We start from the raw sequence: 23,058 nt of genomic DNA, 5'->3' as shown, positions 1-23,058 counted from the left end.
TCACGTCTGCGCGCCGTCGAGCACCTTGGCGAGCTGCGCCACGGTCGGCGCGTCGAAGAAGGCCTGCACCCGCAGCCGGATGCGCAGGTGCTCGCGGATGCGGCTCACCAGGCGGGTCGCGAGCAGCGAGTGGCCGCCGATCTCGAAGAAGCTGTCCTCGACGCCGACGCTGCCCACGCCGAGCACCTCGGCGAACAGCTCGGCCAGCCGGATCTCCGTCGGCGTGCTCGGCGCCCGACCGGTCAGCACGCGCTCGGTGGCCACCCCGTCGGGGGCGGGCAGGGCGGCGCGGTCGACCTTGCCGTTCGGCGAGGTCGGCAGGCTCGGCAGGTCGACGACCACGTCGGGGACGAGGTAGGCGGGCAGCCGCTTGCGCAGCGGCAGCAGGAGGTTCTCGGTCGACACGCGCGCACCGGCGGTGCCGACGACGTAGGCGACGAGCCGGTTGTCGTGCTCGGTGACGACCGCCTGGGCCACCCCGGCCACCGCGAGCAGCGCGGACTCGACCTCACCCGGTTCGATCCGGTGGCCGCGCACCTTCAGCTGGTCGTCGACGCGGCCGACGAAGACGAGCTGGCCGTCCGGGCGCACCCGCACCCGGTCGCCGGTGCGGTACATGCGCGACCCCGGGACGCCGAACGGGTCCGGCAGGAACCGCTGCGCGGTCGCGGCGGGCCTGCGCAGGTAGCCGCGGGCCAGGCCGGGGCCGGTCGTGTACAGCTCGCCGACGTCGCCGTCCGGGACCGCGCGCAGCCGGTCGTCCAACACGTAGGTGTGGACACCGGTGATCGCCCGGCCGATCGGGGGCGTGCCGTCGCCGGTCAGCGGTTCGCTCGCGGTCACCGCGACCGTGGCCTCGGTCGGCCCGTACGCGTTGATCATGACCCGGTCGGCGGACCAGCGCTTCGCCACCGGGGCCGGGCACGCCTCGCCCGCGACCAGCAGGGTCAGCCCGGCGGGCAGGCCACCGGCCTCCGCCAGCGGCGCCAGCGCGGACGGCGGCAGCGTGACGTGGGTGATCTCCTGCTCCCGGACCAGCCGGGCCAGCGGTTCCCCCGGCACCAGGTCGGGCGCGGGGGCCAGCACGAGGCAGCCACCGGCGGCCCACATCGGCCAGAACTCGGCGACAGCGGCGTCGAAGCTGGGCGAGGCGAAGGCCAGCAGCCTGCTGTCCGGCAGCAGCCGCTGGCGGCGCACGTAGTCCGCCGCCAGGTTCGGGATGCCCTGGTGCGTGACCACCACGCCCTTCGGCGTCCCGGTGGAGCCGGAGGTGTAGATGACGTACGCGGGGTGCTCGGGCCGCAGCGGGCGGATCCGGTCGCGGTCGTCCAGGTTCGGCTCGGACCCGCCCGCCTCCCGCACCACGGCCATGACGACCGGCGCGCCCGCCACGTCCTGCCCGGGCAGGCACAGCAGGCAGTGCGCGGACGTGTCGTCCAGCATGTGCCGCTTGCGCTCCTCCGGGTAGTTCGGGTCGACGGGCACGTACGCGCCACCGGCCTTGTGCACGGCCAGCATGGCGACGACGAACTCGATCGACCGCGGCATCGCCAGGGCGACCAGCCGCTCCGGGCCGACCCCGTGCGCCACCAGCCTGCGGGCGAGGAGGTTGGCCTCCGCGTTCAGCTCGGCGTAGGTCAGCGAGGTGCCGCCCATCGCCACGGCGGGCCGGTCGGGCACCGCGGCGGCGATCGCCTCGAAGAGCGCGGGCGTGGTGCGCGCCGCGGGGATGGCGTGCTCCACCAGTGCGATCGTGCCGGTCATGCGAACTCCCCCGGTCGCGGGTCGGACTCGGCGCGCAGGAACTCGACCACCTCGCGGTTCACCGCGTCCGGGTTCTCCAGGTAGCCGAAGTGCCCGCATCCCGGGACCGTGCGGTGCGTCGCACCGGGGATCGCGGCGGCCAGCTCCCGCCCGGCGGCGGGCGGCGCCACCAGGTCGTGCTCGAACGAGATGACGTGGCTGGGCACCTTGATCGCGCGGTACGCGTCGAGGCGGTCGGGCAGCGCGCTCAGCAGCAGCTGCGCCCGCACGCCCGGGCCCCACGAGCCCGACGCGGCGAACAGGTCGAGCCAGTCGGCGGCGAGGTCGTCGTCGGCGAGCGTGTCCGGCCCCAGGTTGTGCATCGCCCGGATCGCGGCGTGCAAACCCGGCGGCAGCGCGGTTCCCCGCGCGATCAGCTCCGCCTCCCCCTCGGCGAGCACCCGCTGGACCAGGCTGCTGCGGCCGCACGCCGCCATCAGCACGACCGCGTCCACCAGCTCCGGGTGGGCCAGGGCCAGCTCCTGGGCGATGTAGGCGCCCATCGACGTGCCGACCACGTGGCACGGCGCCACCCCGAGGTGGTCGATGAGCGCGACCACGTCCGCGACGAGGTCATCGATGGTGAAGCCCGCCGCGCCGTCGTCGCTGGGCGGGATCCCGCGGTTGTCCATGGTGATCACCCGGAACCCGGCGGCGCGCAACGCGGGCACCTGGTGCAGGTCCCACACGGAGCCCGCGGCCCCGGTCCCGGTCAGCAGCAGCACCGGTGGACCGCCGCCGTGGTCGTGGTAGGACAACCGGATCCCGTTCTCGGTTGTCATGAGCATGTTGGTCCTTCCCCCCGCGGATTCGGCGTCCGCCTGCGCGAGCGGCGCGGCCAGGGACACAAATGATGTCTGAATAGGACGTCCACCCCGGACTTGAATTCGGCGGACCGGTCCTCCCCGCGTGCGGTGGCGCACTCGACCAAGACTACCTCCGGTATCCGCGGTCGTCGTCGGTGTCCATCGGCGATTCCGTGAATTCCTTGCGGTGTGGCCGAAAAGCCGCGTGCAGCGGCCTTGACACTTCGACGGTGTACGGAAATCCTCACGTACATGGACCCGAATGCGCTGTCCGCCCAGTTAAGCACAGAAACACTGCACGGATCACTCACAGATCCGGCCATCTCATCGATGAACCTGCTCAACGAGTTGATCGATGATTACCCGAAGGCCATTTCCATGGCGGCGGGCCGACCGTACGAGGAGTTCTTCGACGTCCGCCTGATCCACGAGTACCTCGACGCCTACTGCGACCACCTGCGGCGCGACCGGGGCCTCGACGACGCGGCGGTCACCCGCACGCTCTTCCAGTACGGCACCACCAAGGGCGTCATCGCCGACCTGATCGCCCGCAACCTCGCCGTGGACGAGGACATCGAGGCCGCGCCGGAGTCCGTGGTCGTCACGGTGGGCGCCCAGGAGGCGATGTTCCTGGTGCTGCGCGCGCTGCGCGCCGACGAGCGGGACGTGCTGCTCGCGCCCGCCCCCACCTACGTCGGCCTGACCGGGGCGGCGCTGCTCACCGACATGCCCGTCCGTCCGGTCCGGTCGACCGCGAACGGCATCGACCCGGAAGACCTCGTACTCCAGCTCAAGCGCGCCGAGGAGGACGGAAAGCGGGTACGGGCCTGCTACGTGACGCCCAACTTCGCCAACCCCACCGGCACCAGCATGGACGTGCCCGCGCGCCTGCGGCTCCTCGAAGTCGCCGCGGCGCACGACATCCTGCTGCTGGAGGACAACGCGTACGGGCTGCTCGGCACCGACCGCCTGCCGTCGCTGAAGTCCCTCGACCGGTCGGGGACGGTCGTCTACATCGGATCGTTCGCCAAGACCGGCATGCCCGGCGCGCGGGTCGGCTACGCGGTGGCGGACCAGCGGGTCGCCGGGGGCGGGCTGCTCGCCGACCAGCTCTCGAAGCTCAAGGGCATGTTGACGGTGAACACCTCCCCCATCGCCCAGGCGGTGATCGCGGGCAAGCTGCTGCTCAACGACTTCAGCTTGGTGCAGGCCAACGCCCGGGAGATCGCGGTCTACCAGCGCAACCTGCGCCTGACGCTGGCCGCGCTGGAGCGGGGGCTGGGCGGGCGCCCCGGTGTCGGCTGGAACACCCCGACCGGCGGGTTCTTCGTCACGGTCACCGTGCCGTTCGCCGTGGACGACGAGCTGCTGGCGCTCGCTGCCCGCGACCACGGCGTGCTGTTCACGCCGATGCACCACTTCTACGGCGGGAAGGGCGGGTTCACCCAGCTGCGGCTGTCGATCAGCCTGCTCACCCCGGACCTGATCGAGGAGGGCGTCTCGCGGCTCACCGACCTCATCACCGCGCACCTGCCCTGACTGACCCGATTGCCCTGACTGACCTGAACCGATCGGTCCGCCACCCGGTCGCCCCTTCCTCCGGGACCGCTGCGGTCCCGGAGGAAGGGCCCGCCTACACGGAACCGGAGGCGGGCCCGGCGTTGGCGTCGAAGGAGTTCCCGGAGTACTCGGCGTCGAGCACCGAGAACGCGTAGGTCGCGGGCGCGGCCAGCACGGCCGCGACCCCGAGCACGAGCCCGGCCTTGACAAGACCGCCGGACGCCGTCCGGCGCACCCGCCCGAGGACCAGTGCGGCGACGGCGAACACGCCGAGCGCCACCATGATCCACAACGCCCAGGTCAGGAACTTCGGGTAGTGCGACCAGAGCCAGCCTGCCCAGGCTGTCTGAACGGCGACCACGGCGGGCAGGACCCACGCTCGGGCACCACCGCTCCGGTAGGCCCGCCAGAACAGCACGAGCCCGTAGCCGGTCAGGGCGGCGATCGGGGGCGCGAGCGAGGCCGCGTAGGCGGTGTGCGGGACGAAGCTCAGGCTGAGGATGACGCCGAAGGTCAGCAACCACACGCCCCACACCACCAGACCGCCCCGCGCCGCGTCGGTGCGCTCGGCCCGGCGCGACCAGCGGAACCCGAACACCAGGGTCAACAGCGCCAGCGGGAACAGCCAGGCGATCGCGACGCCGAGGTGGCCGTCGAACAGCTTGTACCACTCCAGCGCCGGGTCCGGCCTGCTCTCCGCCTTGGACGGGTGGTCCGGGGTACCGCCCGCCATCTGGCCCGGCGACCCCTGCGGTCCCCCTTCTCCGCCGCCCTCCTGACCTTGCCCGCCTTCCTGGCCCGGCCCGCCCTCCTGACCGCCCTGCGCGCCTTCCTGACCCGGCCCACCTTCTTGGGCCTGCCCGGCTTCCGGACCCGGCCCGCCTTCCTGAGCCGGTTCGCCACCCTCACCCGACGAGTCCCCGTCCTCGGGCAGGCCGTTGATCACCGGGCCGGTCCTGGCGACCTCGGCGCCGGGCAGCTGGATGCCCACGCGCCCGAGTCCGTTGTAGCCGAACACCATGGCGATGGCGCTGTTGTTGGTGCTGCCGGTGATGTAGGGCCGGTCGCTCGCCGGGGTGAGGGTGTACAGCGCGACCCACGACACCGACACCACCAGCGTCACCAACCCGGCGACCCCCAGGTGCTTGAGCCTGCGGCTCACCGCGCCCGGCGCGGTCAGCAGGTAGCCGAGCGCCAGGGCGGGCAGGACCACCCACGCCTGCCCCATCTTCGCCTGGAACCCCACGCCGATCCAGACACCCGACCACACCAGGGAACGCAGCCGCCCCTCGAGCACGGCCCGCTGGTAGCAGTCGGCGGCGAGCAGCAGGCACATGATCAGCGCGGCGTCCTCCATGCCACGGCCGAACAGGGACGCGCACACCGGGGTGATGGTGAGGACGCCCGCGGCGAGCAGGCCGGGCGCCACGCCCGCCCACCGCCGCACGACCCGGTACATCACCAGCACCGAGACCACGCCCTCGATCACCTGCGGCAGCGCCAGGGACCACTCGTGGTAGCCGAAGATCCGGGCCGAGATGGCTTGCGGCACAAAGGATCCGGCGAGCTTGTCGAGGGTGTGGGTCGAGTTCGCGTCGACGGCGCCGTAGAAGAACGCCTTCCAGCTCTCGGACATGGCCCGCACGGCGTCGGAGTACAGCGGCGCGTAGTCGGCGCGCCACAGGTTCCAGCCGTAGAGCACCGCCGCCACCGCCGCGATCCCCAGCAGCGCGGGCCGCGCCCACGGCGGCTGGTCCGCGGGCGAGCGCCACACCGCCCAGCGGCTGCTCCGACCGCCTGGCGCGGGGTCCTGGTCCGGCGCGGGCCGGTCAACGAGTGTTTCGGTCATCCCGGTACCTCCGGAGCGCGGGGTGCGAGTGTCATCGGTCGGGTCCTGCGGTGGCGGTGCTCAGCTGTCGCCCGCGCCGCGCGAAACCGGCCAGGTCGTCTCGCCGTACCCACCGCGCGGCGAGCTCTTCCGAGCGTGCTCGTCCAGCAGCGCGAACAGGTCCTTGTTCGGCCCGTCGAGCATCAGCAGCTGGGACGTGTAGTACTTCAGGGACTCGAACTTGCGGGTCCGCGATTCTTCCTCCACCGCACCGAATTCGGCGTCGCCGAGGTGGAAACCCGCGGGGAGTTCCACCTCGTCCGAGCCGAATGTCGCATGTGGGAGGTCTTCCCACAGCCGCACCGGGATGCCGCGCTCCCCGGCCACGGCCAGCGCGGCGTCCCGGGTGATCCGGTTGTCGACGTGGGCGTTGATGGCCGCGCAGGTGACGACCAGCGTCGGCACGACCTCGGCGACGACCGCTCGGATGTCGTCCTCGACCGCCGCGCGCAGCTCGCGCTCGTGCTCCGGCGAGTGCTCGTCGATGCGCAGCTTCGCCTTGCCCGCCACGTTCTCCGCCAACCACCGGCCGTCCGGCAGCCTGCGGTAGATCGAGTCGAGGAACCGGCCGTGCCGGTGCGCCGCGCCCAGGTGGTCGAGGGCGGCGGCGTCCTCCGCCCGGCGGACCAGCGACGCGTCCTGGTCCGGGGCGAGGCCCCAGAGTTCGTGCAGCCGTTGTGCCGCGGCGGAATACGGCGGCGACGCGCTGCCCGCGAACACGGTGTGCACGAGCACGTCCGCGCCATCCCGCCCCGCCTGGGCGAGACCCGCGCCGTAGGACAGGACCGCGTCGTCCAAATGGGGGGATACCGCCAGGAACCGGACCTGGCCGGAAGCTTGAGACATGGCCACCACCTTGGTGATCGCGGTGCCGCGTTACAACAGGCGCGACCTGGACAGCCGCTCACGCGGAGACTGTCGGCTTCTCCCGGTTGACCACGTCGAAGAGCAGCCGCGCGGCCACGGAGGTGCCGTCGGTGCGCATCGTGCCCGCGACGGCCGCCGCGCGGTCCCGGGTCTCGGGGGCCAGTGCCGCGGCGAGCGCGGCCGACAGGGATTCGACCGTCGTGGTCAGGCTGTCGTGCACCACCCCGATCCCCAGCTCCGCCGCCCGGCCCGCGTGGTACGGCTGGTCGGTGCTGCGGGGCACCAGTACCTGGGGGACGCCCGCCCGCGTGGCCACGTGCGTCGTGCCCGCGCTGCCCGGGTGCACGACGGCGGCCACCAGGCCGAACAGCACCTGGAGGTTCACCTCGCTGACGACGAAGCAGTCGGCGCCGTCGTCCGGTCGGGCCAGGTCGGCCCAGCCGCTGGAGAGGATCACCCGGCGGCCGTGGCCGCGGATCGCCTCGATGGCCGCCCCGGCGGCGTCGTCGGTCCCGGTCGTGCTGCCGAAACCCAGGTACACCGGCGGTTCACCGGCGTCGAGGAAGTCCACCAGCGGACCGGGCAGCGGCCGCTCGTCCGGCAGTACCCACACCCCGGTCTGCACGGCGTCGAGGTCCGGCGGCAGCGGGGCCAGGACCGGGTCGGCGGCCAGCCACGGCCGGTCGGCGTAAGCGTGGTCGAAGGCGTTGTCCACCGGCGGCAGGCCGATCGCGGCCCGGTTGGCGTTGAGCGGCTCGCCGAAGCGGCTGTGGAAGCGCAGCCTGCGCTGCGCCCACAGCACCCCGTTGTCGGTCACGCCCGGCTCGGTCCGCTCGTCCACGGGCGGCACGTGGTGCCGCGACGGCAGGTAGACCGGGCTGTAGGCGGCGTAGGAGTACGGGATGCCCCGCTTCTCGGCGACCGACCGGACCGCCGCGGCGGCAGCCAGTTCCCCGGTCGCCACCACCACGTCGCACCCCTCGGCGGCCGCGGGGACCCGCTCGAACTGCATGGCGACCGCCCCGGCCTCCAGCCTGCGCTGCTCCTCGGGGGACGGCGGCGGCGTCCCGTCCCGCAGCACCACGCGCTGCGGGAGGCCGACGGGCACGTGCGGCACGCCGACCTCGGCCAGCCGCTCCGCGGCGAAGGGCGGCGCGCACACCCGCACCCGCGCGTCGAGTGCCCGCAGGCGCACCGCCAGTGCCACCAGCGGTTCGACATCGCCGCGGCTCCCGGACGTCGACAACAACACGCGCATCTCGCATCTCCTGTTCAGGTGGGGCGTCCCGGGCGGTTCACGCCGAGGCGGGCCGCTGCTCCCGGTCGACCGCGGCGAGCACCAGGGCGGCCGCCACGCGCGCCCCGTCGACGCGGACGGCGTCCGCCACGGCCGCGGCGCGCGCCCGGGTCTCGGGGGTCAGGGCCGTGGTGAGCGCGGCCTCGAGGGAATCGGGGGTCGGGGTCGGGCCGTCGTGCGCCGCGCCGATCCCCAGTTCGACGACCCGGGCGGCGAAGTAGGGCTGGTCCGCGATCTGGGGCACCAGGACCTGGGGCGCGCCCGCCTTGGCGGCCGTGGTCGTCGTGCCCGCGCCGCCGTGGTGGACGACGGCGGCCACCCGGCCGAACAGCAGCTGGTGGTTCACCTCGCCGACCGCGAAGCAGTCGTCCTGGCCGTCGGGCGGGGCCAGATCGGCCCAGCCACGGGAAAGGACGACCCGGTGCCCCCGCGCGCGGACCGCGTCGACCGCCACCCGGGCGGCGTCCGCGTGCGCGCGCATGCTGCCGAAACCGACGTACACCGGCGGCGGACCCGCGGCCAGGAACGCCGCCAGGTCGGCGGGCAGGGGCCGGTCGTCGGGCAGGACCCAGGCGCCGGTCTGCACGGCGTCGAGGTCGGTGGGCAGCAACGGGGCCAGGGTGGGGTCCGCCGACAGCCAGGGGTGGTCGGTGTAGCCGAACCCGTAGATGTCGGTGACCGGCGGCAGGCCGATCGCGGCCCGCTGCTCGTTGAGCGGGGTGCCGAAGCGCCGGAAGGCGCTCTGGCCGTTGCGGTGCCACAGCGCCGCGATGTCGGTGCCCTCCGGCGCGGGTGGTTCGCCCAGGGGTGGCGGCGGCGGGTAGTGCGGCGACGGGAGGTAAATCGGGCAGTGGAAGGCGTAGAAGTACGGGATACCCAGCTTCTCGGCGACCGACCGCACGCCGACGGCGGCGGCCAGCACTCCGGTCGCCACCACCGCGTCGCACCCCTCGGCGGCCGCCGGGAGCCGGTCGAACTGGGTGGCGATGACCTCGGCGTTGAACCGGAGCATGTCCTCGGGGGTGGGCGGCTTCCGGTCCGCCGCGCGCACCGGCGGCCGTGCGGGCGGGCCGACCGGCACGTGCGGCACACCCACCTCGGCCAGCCGGTCCGCGCAGTCCGGTGGCGCGCTCACCCGGGCTTCCGCGCCGAGATCCCGCAGTCCCACGGCCAGGGCCAGCAGCGGTTCGACGTCACCCCGGCTCCCGGACGTCGACAGCAGCACCCGCATCAGGCGTTCCCCGCTTCCGTGGGTCGTGGTCCGCGGTTCACGCGGGAACCGGCGGCTGGTCCACGCCCGCCGCGGCGAACAGCAGCGCCGCGGTCACGGACGTCCCGTCGGTGCGGATCGTGGCCGCCACGGCGGCGGCCCGGTCGCGGGTGTCCGGGGTGAGCGCGGTGGCGAACGCGGCCGACAGCGCCTCGGGGTCCGGGATCGGACCGTCGAGCGCGACCCCGACGCCCAGTTCCGCCACCCGGTCCGAGTAGTAGACCTGCGCCACGTCGTTGTCGATGACGTGGCGCAGCACGACCTGGGGGACGCCCGCCAGCGTGGCCACGAACGTCGTGCCCGCGCTGTCGTGGTGCACGGCGGCGGCCACCCGGCCGAACAGCGCCTGCAGGTTGACCTCGCCGATGGCGAGGCAGTCGTCCCGGTCGTCGTCCAGGGCCAGTTCGTCCCAGCCGCGGGACAGGACGACCCGGCGACCGTGGGCGCGGGCCGCGTCGACCGACGCCCGCGCGGCGTCCGCCGATCCGGACGAGCTGCCGAACCCCACATACACCGGCGGCGGGCCCGCGGCCAGGAACGCCTCCAGTTCGGCAGGCAGCGACCGCTGGTCGGGCAGCACCCACGCGCCGGTCTGCACGGCGTCCAGACCCGCGGCGGGTGGGGCCAGGACCGGGTCCGTGGCGAGCAGCGGGTGGTCGGTGTAGCCGTAGTCGAACAGGTCGCGCACCGGCGGCAGCCCGATCGCGGCCCGACCGGCGTTGACCGGGTCGCCGAAGTGCCGGTCGGCGCCCTCGTTGTACAGGTCCCGCTGCTCCTGGCTGCGCGCCGACGGCAGGTGGTCCGGGCTGAAGATCGTGTAGAAGTAGGGCACGCCCAGCTTCTCGGCCACCGACCGGGCGACGACCGCGGTGGGCAGCAACCCGGTCGACACCACCACGTCACAGCCCTCGGCCGCCGCGGGGACCGCGTCGAACCACTCGGCGACGACCTCGGCCACCACCTCGACCGCCCCGGGCGGCGGCTCACCCGGACCGCGCGCGCCCGCGCGCACCGGCCTGCCGACCGCCACCATCGGCACGCCGACCTCGGCGCACCGCTGCGCGTAGTCCGGCGGCAGGCACGTACGCACCTGCGCGCCGAGCTCCCGCAGCCGCACCGCCAGCGCCACCAGCGGTTCGATGTCCCCGCGTGACCCGCACCCGGTGATCAGCACGCGCATGTCGCATCCCCTGTTCGGTAGGTCATCGGCCGACGCGCCGGTGTCAGGCCGGGTGGTAGGGCAGCCACTTCATCCCGTCGGGCGAGGTCACCAGCCCACCGGGGAACAGCGGCACCTCGGGCTCGGCGTCCGCGCCGAGCAGCGCCCGCACCTGCACCTGGCCCGCCTCCTGCATGGCCTGCTGGACCACCTGCGACTTGAACATCGGCACCATGCTGTCCTCGCCGCCCGCGATCTGGTCGACGGCCGCGGCGAACTCCGCGCTGCGCTCGGTGATCCGGTCGGCGGCGGTCAGCGCCGTCTCACCGGAGGAGACGCCGCCGATCAGCTCCACAAAGGACTCGATCTCGGTGCTGGTGTTGTTGGTGACCTTCTTGGCCTGCCAGAAGTACGAGTCCTCGTTGACGTTCATCTGGTAGAAGGACACGAGGAACTCGTAGAACACGCCGTACTCGCGGCGGTACCGGGCCTCGAACTCGTTGAGCGCGGTCTTCTCGTCCAGGTCGCCCGCGAGCACGCTGTTGATCGACCGGGCGGCCAGCAGCGCGCTGTAGGTCGCCAGGTGCACCCCGGAGGAGAACACGGGGTCCACGAAGCACGCGGCGTCGCCGACCAGGACCATGCCCGGCCGCCAGAAGGTCGTCTGCTGGTAGGAGTAGTCCTTGCGGACCCGCAGCTCGCCGTACTCGCCGGTGGTGACCCGGGTGGCGTCGGCGAGGTACTCCGAGATCAGCGGGCACTCGGCGATCAGCGCGGTGAGCGCCTTCTCCTGGTCGCCCTGGATCTTCTCGGCGTCCTCCCGGCGCACCACCGCGCCGACGCTGGTCAGCGTGTCGCTCAGCGGGATGTACCAGAACCAGCCGCTCTTGAAGGCGACGCTGAGGATGTTGCCCGAGGTCGGCGCGGGCAGCCGCTTGCCGCCCTCGAAGTAGCCGAACAGCGCCAGGCTGCGGAAGAACTCCGAGTAGTTCCGGGTACCGCCGACGCTGTGGTACAGCCTGCTCTTGTTGCCGGACGCGTCGATCACGAAGCGCGCCGACACCTCCCGCTCGACGCCGTCGGGGTCGGTGTAGCGCAGGCCGGTGACCCGGTCGCCCTCCTCCAGCACGGCGGCGACCGCGCAGCCCTCGCGCACCTCGACGCCCTTGCGCTTGGCGTTGTTCAGCAGGATCTCGTCGAACCGCGCCCGCTCGACCTGGTAGGCGAAGGACGTCGCGCCCGCCATCTTCGCGGAGAGCCCGAAGTGGAACGTCCACGGCTCCGGGCGGGCGCCCCAGCGGAACGTGCCACCGCGCTTGATCGGGAACCCGGCGGCGGCCAGCTCGTCGGCGACGCCGAGCATCCGGCACACCCCGTGCACCGTGGCGGGCAGCAGCGACTCACCGATCTGGTACCGGGGGAAGACCTCCTTCTCCAGCAGCAGCACCCGGTGCCCCTGCATGGCCACCAGCGCCGCCACGGTCGAGCCGCCCGGCCCGCCACCGGCCACCACCACGTCGAACTCTTCCACCGACATATCCCACCATTCCTCGATCGAGTGCGAATCCGTTGTGGCCGACGGCAAACCGCCCGCGCTCAGGCGCCGACGGGAGCTTCCCCGAATACCGGTCCGTCCACTACCAGGTGACCGGGACCCGGTCCGGGCAGTCGACGAACGCGTTGCGGTACTTCACTTCCTCGACGGGCACGGCCAGGCGCAGCCCGGGGAACCGCTCCCACAGGGTCTGGTACGCCCGGCGCAGCATCGCCCGCGCCAGCGCGGCGCCGACGCAGTAGTGGATGCCGTGCCCGAAGCCGACGTCCGAGACCGAGCCGCGGTTGGCGTCGACGACGTCGGGGTTCGGCGTCAGCGCCGGGTCGCGGTTGGCCATGAGCACCGAGCAGAGGACGTAGTCCCCCGCCTTGATCAGCTGCCCGTCGATGACGACGTCCTTGAGCGCCAGGCGCGGGTTCGGCCCCTGCACGGGCGACAGGTACCGCACCAGTTCGTTGACCAGGCGGTCCGCCTTCTCCGGGCCCTCGAACAGCAGCGGGATCTGGTCCGGTTGCCCCAGCAGCGCGAGCACCCCGAACCCGATCATCCCCGCGACGGTCTCGACGCCGCCGAGGACCAGGGCCGTGCACAGGCCCTTCAGCTCGTCGTCGGTGACGTTGTCGCCGTGCTCGCGCACGAGCCCGCCGAGGAAACCCTCGTCGGGTTCCGCCCGCTGGCGCGCGATGAGACCGCTCAGGTACCGGTTGAACGCCGCGCTGTCGGCGGCCCGCGCCTTAAGCCCGCGACCGAGGTCGACGTTGCGCCGGATCCGCCGGACGAACTCGCCCCGGTCGTCGCGCGGGATGTCGAGCAGTTCGCAGAGCACGCCCGCGCCGACCGGGTCGGCGAAGAGGCCCTGGAGGTCCGCGGGCGGTCCGGCCGCCTCCATCATCTCCAACCGGTCCTCGATGAGGCGCTGGATCGCGGGTTCCATCGCGCGGATCCGCCGGACCGTGAACTCCGGTGTCAGCATCCGCCGCAGGCGCGTGTGCTCGGGCGGGTCGTAGGTCGAGATCTGCCCGACGAACTGGGTCTCCACGTGCGCACCCGAGTCGCCGTGGGTGAACCGGGGTCGCGTGGTGAAGTTCTCGTGGTCTCCCAACACCTTCCGCACGACGTCGTAGCCGAAGGCCTGCCAGACGTAGTCCCGGCCCAGTTGGGCGGACGCCTCGCCGACGATCCGGAACAGCGGGCCGTGCGCGCGGAGTCCCACGTTGTCCGCGTGCGGGTCGCAGTTCGTCCGGTGCTGGAAGTTCGCGGGCTCCCGCACCAGCGGCGCGACCGCGTTGCTGCCGTGATCCATACCGAGCGGAAGCCCCTTCATCGACCCGACCTCTCCGGCGATCCAGTCTCACCCGCGGTCACGCGGGACGTCCAGCACCGCGCCGTGGACAACGCGGTGCGCGTTCCCTTGCCGGACAGGCGAAGCACGCGATCACGCCACCAGGCTCGCGGCCGCGGCGAGCTGGCGGCCGATCATCGGCGGGAACGCGCGGACCGCGTGCGCGAGTTCGGCGAGGTCGTCGGCGACCAGCGCCTGCGGACCGTCGCAGAGCGCCTCCTCCGGGGCGGGGTGCACGTCGATGATCAGGCCGTCCGCGCCGACCGCCATCGCCGCGCGCGACAGCGGCAGCACGAGTTCGCGCCTGCCGCCGGAGTGCGACGGGTCGATGATCACCGGCAGGTGGGTCAGCCCCTGCGCGACCGGGACAGCGGAGATGTCGAGGGTGTTGCGGGTGGTCGTGTCGAACGTCCGGATGCCCCGCTCGCACAGCACGATGTCGAGGTTGCCGCGCTGGGCGACGTACTCGGCGGCCATCAGCCACTCCTCGATCGTGGCGTTCAGGCCGCGCTTGAGCAGCACCGGCTTGCCGCAGCCGCCGACCGCCTGCAGCAGCGCGAAGTTCTGCATGTTCCGGGTGCCCACCTGGAGCATGTCCGCGTACCGGCTCACCAGCGGCACGTCGTGCGCGTCGACGACCTCGGTCACCACGGGCATCCCCACCGCCTCGCGCACGTCGGCCAGGATGCGCAGCCCGTCCTCGCCGAGCCCCTGGAAGGCGTACGGCGAGGTGCGCGGCTTGTAGGCGCCGCCGCGCAGCAGCGCCGCGCCCGCCCGCTGGGCCATCCGCGCGGCGGCCAGGGTCTGCTGAGGGGTCTCGACCGCGCAGGGCCCGGCGATCAAGGTCATGGTGCCGGGGCCGATGGGCACCCCGCCCACGCGGATCACCGAGCGCGTCGGGTGGTTCTCCCGACTCACCAGCTTGTACGGCACCGAGACCCGGAGCACTTCCGCGACACCGGGTTTGCCGTCGAGGCCGAGTGTTTGGAACCGGTCGATGTCGCCGACCAGCCCGACGATCGTCCGGCTGACGCCCCGGCTGATGAACGCCGACCCGCCCGCCTTCGCCACGATCGAGACGACCGCGTCGGTTTCCTCGTCGGACGCACCGGGCGCCATCACGATGACCATTCGCTTCTCCCTGGGAAAGTGTGCGTGCCCCGGCGACTCACCAGGCGACCGGCAGTTCGGTCAGCCCGTAGGCCGGGGTGGTGAGCCGGAACCGGGGTTCCCGCTCGGGATCGGCCAGCCGCAGCGCGGGGAAGCGCCGCCACAGGGCCGTGTAGACCGTGCGCAGTTCGAGCCGGGCCAGCGCGGCGCCCAGGCAGTGGTGGATGCCGTGCCCGAACGCGACGTGCGGGACGGACTCGCGGGTCACGTCGAGCCGGTCCGGGTCCGGCACCAGCGCGGGGTCGCGGTTGGCGGTGGGCAGCACGAGGATGACGGTCTCCCCCTGCTTGACCAGCTGGTCGCCGAGGACGACGTCCTCCATGGCGGTCCGCGGCGTCGGCGCGTAAGGGACGGTCAGGTACCGGATCAGCTCGTCGACCGCCCGGTCCGCCGACTGGTCGTCGGCGCGGAAGGCGGCGGCCTGCTCGGGCTCGCGCAGCAGCGCCAGCACGCCGAGCCCGATCATGCCGGAGATGTTGTCGTCACCCGCCAGCATCACCTGCACGCAGAAGCCCCGCAGCTCCTCGTCGGTGGCCGTGCTGCCGTACTCGGAGATGACGGCGCCGATCAGCCCCTCGCCGGGCTCCGCGCGCTCCCTGGCGATCATCGCCAGCAGGTACCGCGAGAACGCCTCCCCGGCCGCGGCCCGCCGCTTCTGGCTGCGCGAGGCGTCGAGGTGCGCGTGGCACAGCTGGAGGAACATGGCGCGGTCGTCCCGGGGCACGCCGATCAGCTCGCACAGCACGGCGCCGGGCACCTGGTCGGCGACGTGCTCGACCAGGTCTGCCGGGGAGCCCGCGGACGCCATGGCGTCGAGGCGCTCCTCGACGATCTGCTCGATGGCGGGCCCCAGGCGCTTGAGCTTGCGCACGGTGAACCCGGGGGTCAGCTTCTGCCGGAGCCGGGTGTGCTCGGGCTGGTCGTAGTCCATGAGGTTGCCGACCAGCTCGCGCGGCCGGAACGTGCCCTGCCCGCCGATCTCGTCGCGCGGGTCCCAGCGGCGCCGGGTGCTGAACCGCTTGTGGTCGCCGAACACCTGCCGGACCAGCGCGTGCCCGGTGGCCATCCAGTGCGTCTCGGCGTCCGCGCCGGTGCCGACGGTGACCCTCGTCAGCGCGCCCGCGGCGCGCAGTTCGTCGGCCGGGTCGAGGTCCTGCCTGCGGATGTGCAGGGGGCGCGGGTCGTCGTCGCTCAACGGGAGGTCCTTTCTGCCGGTCCGGGGGTCACCAGTCGAGCGGGAGGGCTTCGACGTCGAACGGCGGTGGCCCCAGCCGGATCTCGCGGTCGGGTTCGGCCAGCCGCAAGCCGGGGAAGCGGTGCGCCAGCGCCGGGAGCGCCACCCGGAACACCAGCTCGGCCAGCGGCCTGCCGAGGCAGTGGTGGACGCCGTGCCCGAACGCGACGTGCGCGGGCTTGACCCGGGTGATGTCGAACCCGTCCTCGGGGCCGGGGAAGTCGCGGCGGTTCGCGGCCAGGAAGGAGGGGGTGACGGTGTCACCCGCCTTGACGGGGCAGCCGCCGATGCGCACGTCCTCCAGCGCGACGCGCGGTGTGGTCTTCTCGTCGCTGGTCAGGTACCGGGTCACCTCGTCCAACCAGTCCGGGGCGGCGTCCGGGTCGTCGCGCAGCAGCGCGAACTGGTCCGGGTGCTCGACCATCAGCCACGCGCCCGCCGCGAGGTAGCGGGCCACCTGGTCGCCGCCCGCGCCCATGACGAACGCGGCCACGCCCTTGAGCTCCGCGTCGGTGATGTCGTCGCCGAACTCCCGCACCACGACGCCGAACATGTCGTCGCCGGGGTCGCGGCGGGTGCGGGCGACCATCTGCTCCATGTAGGTCCAGAACTTGTTGCCCGCCGCCACGCGCCGCTTGCCGGACCGCTCTGACCGGCTCGCGTGCAGCGCGCGGGAGAGGCCCACCTGGTCGTCCCGGGGGATGCCGAGGAAGTCGCAGGTCACCGTTGTGGCGATGGGCCAGCCGAAGCGCGGGACGAAGTCCACCGGGCCACCGGTGTCCTCGATGTCGTCGAGCACCGCGGCGACGATCTTCTCGACCCGCGGCCGGAACCGCTGCATCCGCCGCGCGGTGAACGGCGGCGTCACCATCCGGCGCAGGCGGGTGTGCTCCGGCGGGTCGTACTGGGTGAGGAAACCGGGCCAGGTGCGGCCCGCCGCGGTCCCGCCGTAGAGCAGCTTGGCGCTGAACCGGTCCGAGCCGAGCACCTGCCGGATCTCGTCGTACCCGGTGGCGAGCCACGCGGTCCGCCCCTCGGGGGCGTCCTCGACGCCCAGCACGCTCATCGGCCCCTCGGCCATCAGCGCCCGCAGCTCGGGGACCGGGTCGAACCGGTCCCGCCGGTGCAGGTCCATGCCCCGGCTCACGTTGATCTCCTCGAACGTGTCCCGGACAACGTCGTTCTCGTCGGCCACCGCACAGGTCCTTTCACGTCATCCGGGTGGTCGGCGGGCGGTCGGACGAGCGACGGGCTCGTCCAACCGCCCGCGTCGAGCAGTCGGACACCTCGCGATCAGGCGCCGATCTCCTGGGTTTCCTGGATCAGGCTCTTGGGCCGCAGGTCCGTCCAGTGCTCCTCGACGTAGGCGAGGCACTCCTGGCGGGTGGCCTCGCCGTACGCGCGGGTCCAGCCCGCGGGCACCTCCGCGAAGGTCGGCCAGATGGAGTGCTGGCCCTCGTCGTTGACCAGCACGAAAAAGGCGCCGTCTTCGTTGTCGAAGGGGTTGGTCATCGCTGCGTCCTCTCGCTCTCCGGCCGCGACCGGAGCTTCTCGGCGACGATGGCCCCGATCTGGGCCATGGCCGCGGGTTGCACCATCTGGTAGTGGTCGGTCTCGATCTCGTGGGACTCGATCGTCCCGCTGGTGTAGGCCGTCCAGCTAGCCGTGGCCACCTCGACCGGCAGGTGCGCGGGACGGTCCACAGTGGCCACGAAGAGCAGGACGTCGCCCGCGAAGGGCTCCGCGGTGTGGCCGGGGCCGACGTCCCAGAGGTTGCGCATGACCGCCTCCAGGCGGGCACGGGCACCGGCGCCCTGGACCAGCTGGCCCGCGAGTTCCAGGTCCTGCTGGTTGCGCTTCTCCAGCGCGTCCTCCTCGCGCGCGGCCTCCTCGCTCGGCGTGCCGGTCGCCTTCCGTCCCATGTAGACGGGGTAGGCGTCGAGCAGCGCGAGCAGGCCGACCTGCTCGCCGTCCGCCTCGATCAGCTTGGCCATCGCCTGCGCGATCCGGCCGCCGAGCGACCACCCGAGGAGGTGGTACGGCCCATTCGGCTGCACGGCGCGGATCTGTGCGAGGTAGTCGCGCGCCATCTCGTCGACGCTGCCCGGCAAGGGTTCCGTGCGGGCCAAGCCGCGCGCCTGCACGCCGTAGACCGGCTGGTCCGGCGGGAGGTGCCGCACCAGCGGCGCGTAATTCCAGCTCAGGCCACCGCTCGCGTGGACGCAGAACAGCGGCGGACGACCGCCACCCGCCTGCAACGGCAGCAGGATCTCGTAGTCCCCGGTCTTCACCGACGCACTCGACCGCCGCCGCTCGCCCACGACGACCAGTTTCTTGGCGGAAGTCTTGCGCGCCAACAGGCCCGTGTTCAGCATCTGGTGCCCGGGAGTCCCGAATGGACACGGAACGGTCGGCAGGTCGCCCGCGTCCACGGCCTCGCCGGTGACGTAGAGGGTGCCGACGCCCCCGGGGACGACGGGCCGCAGCCGGTCGTCGAGCAGGAGCGCGCCGAGCGGGCCGTCGCCGACCAGGTCGGTGACCGCCGCGGGCGCGGCGCCGGACCACCGCGCCGGGGCGATGGGGGGACGCGCGCGCTCGGTGTCGTCGAGGAAGACGTCGAGTTCGCCGATCCGCCGCGTGGGGTCCGCCGCCACCTGCTCCAGCACCCGGACCAGCCGTCGGGCCACGGACTCGGCGGTGTCCCGGTCGAACAGGTCGGCGGCGTAGTGCAGGGTGCCGTCGATGCCGTCCTCGTTGTCGTCGTCATCGCGGCGCTCGGTGAGCCGGAACGCCAGGTCCAGCTCGGTGGTCTCGTGCCCGGCGGATTCGACGTCGCTGCGCAGTCCGGGCAGTTCCGTCGCGCCCCACCCGGCCAGGTCCTCCTCCAGCACCCGCAACCCCACCTGGAACACGGGGTGCCGGGAGAGCGAAGCGGGCAGGTCCAGCAGCTCCGCGATCCGCTCGAACGGCACATCGGGGTGCTCCTGCGCGGCCTGGACCGCCTCCTGCACCCGCGTCAGGACCTCCAGGAAGGTCGGGTCACCCGAGAGGTCCGTGCGCAGGGGCAGCGGCCGGGCGAACGGCCCGATCATCGGTTCGAGGTCGATGAGGTCCTCGTCGCGCGGCAGCGTCGTACCGATCACCAGGTCGTGGCCCGCGCCGAGCGCCGCCAAGAGCACGGCGAGCGCGGCGTGCACCACCTGGTACGTGTCCGCGGCCGTCGAGTCCACCGCCGCCAGCAAGCGGGCGTGCGGTTCCGCGCCCAGCCGCAGCGCGACCGCACCGGCCCGCCGCGACGGGACGGCGGATCGCGGCCGGTCGACCGGGAGCACGGTCTCCCCGTCGACGCCCGCCAGCGCGTCCCGCCAGAAGACCAGCTGCTCGTTGATCAGGCTGCCCGGTTCGCGCTCGTCCGCCAGCAGCCGCCGCTCCCAGATCGCGTAGTCGGCGAACTGGAGGGCGAGCGGTGCGCGCTGGGGCACCCGGCCTTCGCGGCGCGCGCCGTAGGCGGCGGCCAGGTCGCGGAAGAACACGTCCACCGAGTCGTCGTCGGCGAGGATCCGGTGCACCCGCAGCTGGAGCACGTGCTCCTTCTCCGACAGCGCGAACAGGTCGCACCGCCACGGCACGTCCCGGGTGAGGTCGAAGACCTGGTCGCGCCGTTCGGCGAGCGCGCCCGCTAGGTCGTCCTCGGTGACCGGGGTCGCGGTCAGGTCGACGGTCAGGGTGTCGTGGACGTGCTGGTGGACGTGCTGCCCGTGGCCCGGGAAGCTCGTCCGGAAGATCTCGTGCCGAGCCGCGACATCGCCGAGCGCCGCCGCCAGCGCGGGCACGTCCAGTCTGCCGCGCAGGCGCAGCGCGACCACGATGTGGTGGCCCGCGGTCTCCTCGCCGGGCTGGGCCAGCAGCCAGGCGCGGAACTGCCGGGCCGTCGGCGGCACCCGCTCGGGCCGCTCGGCGGCCTCCAGCGCGGGCCGCGACTTCGCGGCGAGCGCCCGGGCGACACCGGCCGGGGTCGGCGAGGAGAACAGCTGCCGGACCGGCAGGTCAGCACCCAACTCCTCGCGGATCCGGGCGATGAGCCGCATGGCCAGCGCCGAACTCCCGCCCAGGTCGTGGAAGGCGTCGTCGACCCCGACCCGCTCGACGCCGAGGATCTCGGCGAAGAGCGCGCAGAGCACCTTCTCGGCCTCGCTCTCCGGCGACTTGTCCGACGCGCGCCCGGCGAGGTCCGGGGCGGGCAGGGCCCGTCGGTCGACCTTGCCGTTGGGGGTGACCGGCAGGCCCGCCAGCAGGACGACCGCGATCGGCACCATGTACTCGGGCAGGGCCAACCCCAGCTGCCGCCGGATCTCCTCCGGCCCGGCGTCGCCGCCGTCGGAGACGACGTAGCCCACCAGGCGCTTCTCCCCCGGCTGGTCCTCGCGCGCCAGGACGACGGCCTCGACCACGCCCGGCTGGGCGGCCAGCGCGGCCTCCACCTCGCCGAGTTCCACCCGGTAGCCGCGGATCTTCACCTGCTCGTCGGTGCGGCCGAGGAACACCACCTCGCCGTCACGGGTCCAGCGCGCCAGGTCGCCGGTGCGGTACATGCGCTCACCGGCGCGGAACGGGCACGCCACGAACCGCTCGGCCGTCAGGCCCGGCTTGGCGAGGTACCCGCGAGCCAGTCCGGTGCCCGCGATGTACAGCTCACCCGCCACACCCGGCGCGACCGGGCGCAGGAACGCGTCGAGGATGTAGATCATGCGGTTGGCCATGGGGTGGCCGATCGGCAGCTCCCGCTCGACCACGTCACCGGGTTCGATCGGCAGCCACGTCGCGCACAGCGTGGTCTCGGTCGGCCCGTAGGTGTTGCGCACCCGCAGGTCGGGCTGGGCCCGGCGCAGGTTCGCCACGGACTGCGCGGGCACGACGTCCCCGCCGGTCCCGATCTCGACCAGACCCGTGAAGCACTCCGGGGAGGTCTCCGCGAGCGCGCGGAAGGTCCCGGCGGTGAGGTGGACGGCGGTCGCGCCCCGCGCGACGGCTTGGCGCACCCCGCCCGCGTCGAGGATCCCGGGCTCGGTCAGCAGGACCCGGCCGCCGGTGACGAGCGGGACCCACATCGCGTAGAGCGAGGGGTCGAAGACGTGCGTCGCGTGCATCAGGACGCCGTCGTCGGGGCCGAGCTGCCAGCCCGCGTCGCCCGCCAGACCGGCCACCGCGCCGTGCGGGATGGCCACGCCCTTGGGGACACCGGTGGAGCCCGAGGTGTACATGACGTACGCCAGGTCGTCGGCGCCGATCGGGACCCCGGATACCGTGGCAGCACTGCCATCGATGGCGGCGCGGGTGTCCGGCGCGTCGAGCACGATCGCGCCGTCCGGCACGACCCCGCTGGTGGCCCCGGTGCAGACGACGAGCGAGATCTCGGAGTCGGCGAGGATGAACGCGATCCGCTCGGCCGGGTACTCGACGTCCACGGGAACGTAGGCGGCGCCCGCCTTCCAGATCGCCAGGAAGGTGATCAGCAGGTCCGGCGACCGCTCCATGGCCACGCCGACGCGGTCACCGCGGCCGACGCCGCGACCGGCGAGGTGGGTCGCCAGCCGGTTCGACGCCCGGTCGACCTCGGCGTAGGTCAGGTCCGCGCCCGCGGCGTCGGTGATCGCCACGGCGTCCGGCGCGGCGGCCACCCGCCGCGCGAACAGCTCGACGACCGAGTCCCCGGGCACCGGGCCCTCGGTCGCGTTCCACTCGTCCACCACCAGGGCGCGTTCGGCCTCGCTCAGCAGCGTCAGGCGGCCGATGAGCACGTCCGGCTCGGCGACCAGCCGCGCCAGCACGCGGGCCAGCGAGCCGACGACCGACTCGGCGGCGGTCCGGTCGAACACGCCCTGGTCGTAGTCGAGGATGAGCGGCATCCGGTCGCCGGGACCGGTGATCAGGGTGAGCGGGTAGTGCGAGGAGTTGCGACCCCGCTTCACCGGGAGCAGCGCCAGGCCACCGCCCTCGGGCCGCCCCAATCCCTTGCGGGGGAAGTTCTCGTAGATGACGAGCGTGTCGAACGACGCCCCGGGACCGGCGGCGGTCTGCACCTCTTGCAGGCCGAGGTGCTGGTGGGCCATCAGTGCCGATTGGGTCCGCTGGAGGTCGGCGAACAGGTCGACGGCCCGCCGCGCGCCGTCGAGCCGGACCCGCACGGGCAGGGTGTTGAGCAGCTGGCCGACCATCGACTCCACGCCGGGCAGCTCGGCGGGCCGCCCCGACGCGGTCGCGCCGAACACCACGTCCGTGCGGCCCGCCAGGTGCGCCAGCACGACGGCCCACGCGCCCTGCACGACGGTGTTCAGCGTGAGGCCCTGGCCGCGCGCCAGGCGCGCCAGGCCTTCCGTCAGCTCCTCGGGCAGCTCGACGATCGCGGTGTCGATGTCCGGCACGCGGGTCGGGTCGACCGAGGCGACCGTGGTCGGTGTGTCCACACCGGACAGTTCGGCCCGCCAGGCGGCCTTGGCGGCTTCCTTGTCCTGCCTGGCCAGCCAGGCCAGATAGTCCCGATAGGACACCGTGTCGGGTAGCCCGGACGCGTCGCCGCCCGCCGCGTAGATCGCGGCCAGCTCGCGGTGGATGATCGGCATCGACCAGCCGTCGACCAGCACGTGGTGCAGGGTGTGCACGAGCCGGTGCCGGTCCGGGGCGAGCCGGACCAGGTGCAGCTTGGTCAGCGGCGCCGCGTCGATGCGCAGCCGGTCGGCCAGCTCCGCGGCCGCCAGCCGGTCCACCTCGCCGTCGGCGATGTCCTCCGGCAGCCCGGAGAGATCCGTTTCGCGCCAGGGGATCTCGGCGTCCCGCGCGATGACCTGCACCATCCGCGCGCCGCTGACGTAGCGGAAGCAGGCCCGCAGCGCGGCGTGCCGCGCCACGAGCGCCTGCCACGACGCCCGCAGCCGCGCGGCGTCGAGCGGGCCGTCGATGCCGTAGACGGTCTGCACGGTGTAGGTGTCGAGGCCGTCCGTGTCGAGGGCGGAGTGGTAGAGCATGCCCTCCTGCAACGGCGAGAGCGGCCAGACGTCCTCCACGCTGGAGCGCGGCTTCGCGCGGGTGTCGTCAACGGTCACGATCTGC

Annotated in this window: 15 protein-coding genes; 1 reads left to right on the top strand and 14 read right to left on the bottom strand. The window is 73.2% G+C overall.

From position 1 onward, the window contains the following. Together V5P93_RS06000 and V5P93_RS05995 are read right to left on the bottom strand one after the other, a co-directional pair. A complete protein-coding gene (locus tag V5P93_RS06000; RefSeq protein ID WP_104478393.1) occupies positions 1–1,764 on the bottom strand; it encodes a non-ribosomal peptide synthetase in 1,764 nt (587 codons plus the stop codon). Beyond that, positions 1,761–2,591 (bottom strand): alpha/beta fold hydrolase, encoded by an 831-nt coding sequence (locus tag V5P93_RS05995; RefSeq protein ID WP_104478732.1) that lies wholly within the window; start codon positions 2,589–2,591, stop codon positions 1,761–1,763. Before V5P93_RS05995 ends, V5P93_RS06000 begins: the two co-directional genes overlap by 4 nt. Positions 2,592–2,861: 270 nt before the next feature. On the opposite strand from V5P93_RS05995, the gene V5P93_RS05990 reads away from it, so the two are divergent. Further along, complete coding sequence (locus V5P93_RS05990) at positions 2,862–4,148, top strand: PLP-dependent aminotransferase family protein (RefSeq protein ID WP_104478392.1); 1,287 nt, start codon at positions 2,862–2,864, stop codon at positions 4,146–4,148. Between the two features lie 94 nt (positions 4,149–4,242). On the opposite strand, the gene V5P93_RS05985 is transcribed toward V5P93_RS05990, so the two are convergent. The 12 genes from V5P93_RS05985 to V5P93_RS05930 all read right to left on the bottom strand — a co-directional run bounded on the left by V5P93_RS05985 (position 4,243) and on the right by V5P93_RS05930 (position 23,051). Then, positions 4,243–6,018 carry a glycosyltransferase family 39 protein gene (locus V5P93_RS05985; protein WP_104478391.1) on the bottom strand — a complete coding sequence of 592 codons (1,776 nt, stop codon included), beginning with the start codon at positions 6,016–6,018 and terminating at the stop codon, positions 4,243–4,245. A gap of 60 nt (positions 6,019–6,078) precedes the next feature. Next, entirely contained in the window at positions 6,079–6,903 is an 825-nt protein-coding gene (locus V5P93_RS05980) for a PIG-L deacetylase family protein (RefSeq protein ID WP_104478390.1), read from the bottom strand. Between the two features lie 58 nt (positions 6,904–6,961). Continuing rightward, positions 6,962–8,182: a glycosyltransferase gene (locus V5P93_RS05975; RefSeq protein ID WP_104478389.1), complete on the bottom strand. Its 1,221-nt coding sequence runs from the start codon at positions 8,180–8,182 to the stop codon at positions 6,962–6,964. A gap of 37 nt (positions 8,183–8,219) precedes the next feature. Further along, positions 8,220–9,452 carry a glycosyltransferase gene (locus V5P93_RS05970; RefSeq protein ID WP_104478388.1) on the bottom strand — a complete coding sequence of 411 codons (1,233 nt, stop codon included), beginning with the start codon at positions 9,450–9,452 and terminating at the stop codon, positions 8,220–8,222. Positions 9,453–9,489: 37 nt separating this feature from the next. Continuing rightward, positions 9,490–10,671 carry a glycosyltransferase gene (locus V5P93_RS05965; RefSeq protein ID WP_104478387.1) on the bottom strand — a complete coding sequence of 394 codons (1,182 nt, stop codon included), beginning with the start codon at positions 10,669–10,671 and terminating at the stop codon, positions 9,490–9,492. 43 nt (positions 10,672–10,714) lie between these two features. Beyond that, the gene (locus V5P93_RS05960) at positions 10,715–12,187 is read right to left on the bottom strand and encodes a tryptophan halogenase family protein (RefSeq protein WP_104478386.1); all 1,473 of its coding nucleotides are present in this window, start codon (positions 12,185–12,187) and stop codon (positions 10,715–10,717) included. A gap of 100 nt (positions 12,188–12,287) precedes the next feature. Next, positions 12,288–13,508: a cytochrome P450 gene (locus V5P93_RS05955; RefSeq protein WP_104478385.1), complete on the bottom strand. Its 1,221-nt coding sequence runs from the start codon at positions 13,506–13,508 to the stop codon at positions 12,288–12,290. A 132-nt stretch (positions 13,509–13,640) separates the two neighbouring features. Next, the gene (aroF, locus tag V5P93_RS05950) at positions 13,641–14,678 is read right to left on the bottom strand and encodes a 3-deoxy-7-phosphoheptulonate synthase (RefSeq protein WP_104478384.1); all 1,038 of its coding nucleotides are present in this window, start codon (positions 14,676–14,678) and stop codon (positions 13,641–13,643) included. A gap of 37 nt (positions 14,679–14,715) precedes the next feature. Beyond that, a complete protein-coding gene (locus V5P93_RS05945) occupies positions 14,716–15,912 on the bottom strand; it encodes a cytochrome P450 (protein WP_104478383.1) in 1,197 nt (398 codons plus the stop codon). A 28-nt stretch (positions 15,913–15,940) separates the two neighbouring features. Next, positions 15,941–17,086 (bottom strand): cytochrome P450, encoded by a 1,146-nt coding sequence (locus V5P93_RS05940; RefSeq protein WP_104478731.1) that lies wholly within the window; start codon positions 17,084–17,086, stop codon positions 15,941–15,943. 158 nt (positions 17,087–17,244) lie between these two features. Continuing rightward, positions 17,245–17,463, bottom strand: coding sequence for an MbtH family protein (locus V5P93_RS05935; protein ID WP_104478382.1), 219 nt, complete (start codon positions 17,461–17,463; stop codon positions 17,245–17,247). Next, entirely contained in the window at positions 17,460–23,051 is a 5,592-nt protein-coding gene (locus V5P93_RS05930; protein WP_104478730.1) for a non-ribosomal peptide synthetase, read from the bottom strand. Before V5P93_RS05930 ends, V5P93_RS05935 begins: the two co-directional genes overlap by 4 nt. Positions 23,052–23,058 lie beyond the last annotated feature (7 nt).

Origin of the sequence: Actinokineospora auranticolor (assembly GCF_041897805.1) — a bacterium.
Taxonomy (GTDB): Bacteria; Actinomycetota; Actinomycetes; order Mycobacteriales; family Pseudonocardiaceae; genus Actinokineospora; species Actinokineospora auranticolor.
The sequence above is the reverse complement of the archived record's forward strand: the minus strand, read 5'-3'. Positions and strand labels throughout refer to the sequence as shown.

Bases quoted from the DNA above. Each gene is read 5' to 3' on its own strand.
- V5P93_RS05980 (WP_104478390.1), bottom strand. From the start codon at position 6,903: ATGTCTCAAGCTTCCGGCCAGGTCCGGTTCCTGGCGGTATCCCCCCAT.
- V5P93_RS05940 (WP_104478731.1), bottom strand. From the start codon at position 17,086: ATGGACCTGCACCGGCGGGACCGGTTCGACCCGGTCCCCGAGCTGCGG.
- V5P93_RS06000 (WP_104478393.1), bottom strand. From the start codon at position 1,764: ATGACCGGCACGATCGCACTGGTGGAGCACGCCATCCCCGCGGCGCGC.
- V5P93_RS05960 (WP_104478386.1), bottom strand. From the start codon at position 12,187: ATGTCGGTGGAAGAGTTCGACGTGGTGGTGGCCGGTGGCGGGCCGGGC.
- V5P93_RS05975 (WP_104478389.1), bottom strand. From the start codon at position 8,182: ATGCGCGTGTTGTTGTCGACGTCCGGGAGCCGCGGCGATGTCGAACCG.
- V5P93_RS05935 (WP_104478382.1), bottom strand. From the start codon at position 17,463: ATGACCAACCCCTTCGACAACGAAGACGGCGCCTTTTTCGTGCTGGTC.
- V5P93_RS05965 (WP_104478387.1), bottom strand. From the start codon at position 10,671: ATGCGCGTGCTGATCACCGGGTGCGGGTCACGCGGGGACATCGAACCG.
- V5P93_RS05955 (WP_104478385.1), bottom strand. From the start codon at position 13,508: ATGGATCACGGCAGCAACGCGGTCGCGCCGCTGGTGCGGGAGCCCGCG.
- V5P93_RS05990 (WP_104478392.1), top strand. From the start codon at position 2,862: ATGGACCCGAATGCGCTGTCCGCCCAGTTAAGCACAGAAACACTGCAC.
- aroF (WP_104478384.1), bottom strand. From the start codon at position 14,678: ATGGTCATCGTGATGGCGCCCGGTGCGTCCGACGAGGAAACCGACGCG.
- V5P93_RS05985 (WP_104478391.1), bottom strand. From the start codon at position 6,018: ATGACCGAAACACTCGTTGACCGGCCCGCGCCGGACCAGGACCCCGCG.
- V5P93_RS05995 (WP_104478732.1), bottom strand. From the start codon at position 2,591: ATGCTCATGACAACCGAGAACGGGATCCGGTTGTCCTACCACGACCAC.
- V5P93_RS05970 (WP_104478388.1), bottom strand. From the start codon at position 9,452: ATGCGGGTGCTGCTGTCGACGTCCGGGAGCCGGGGTGACGTCGAACCG.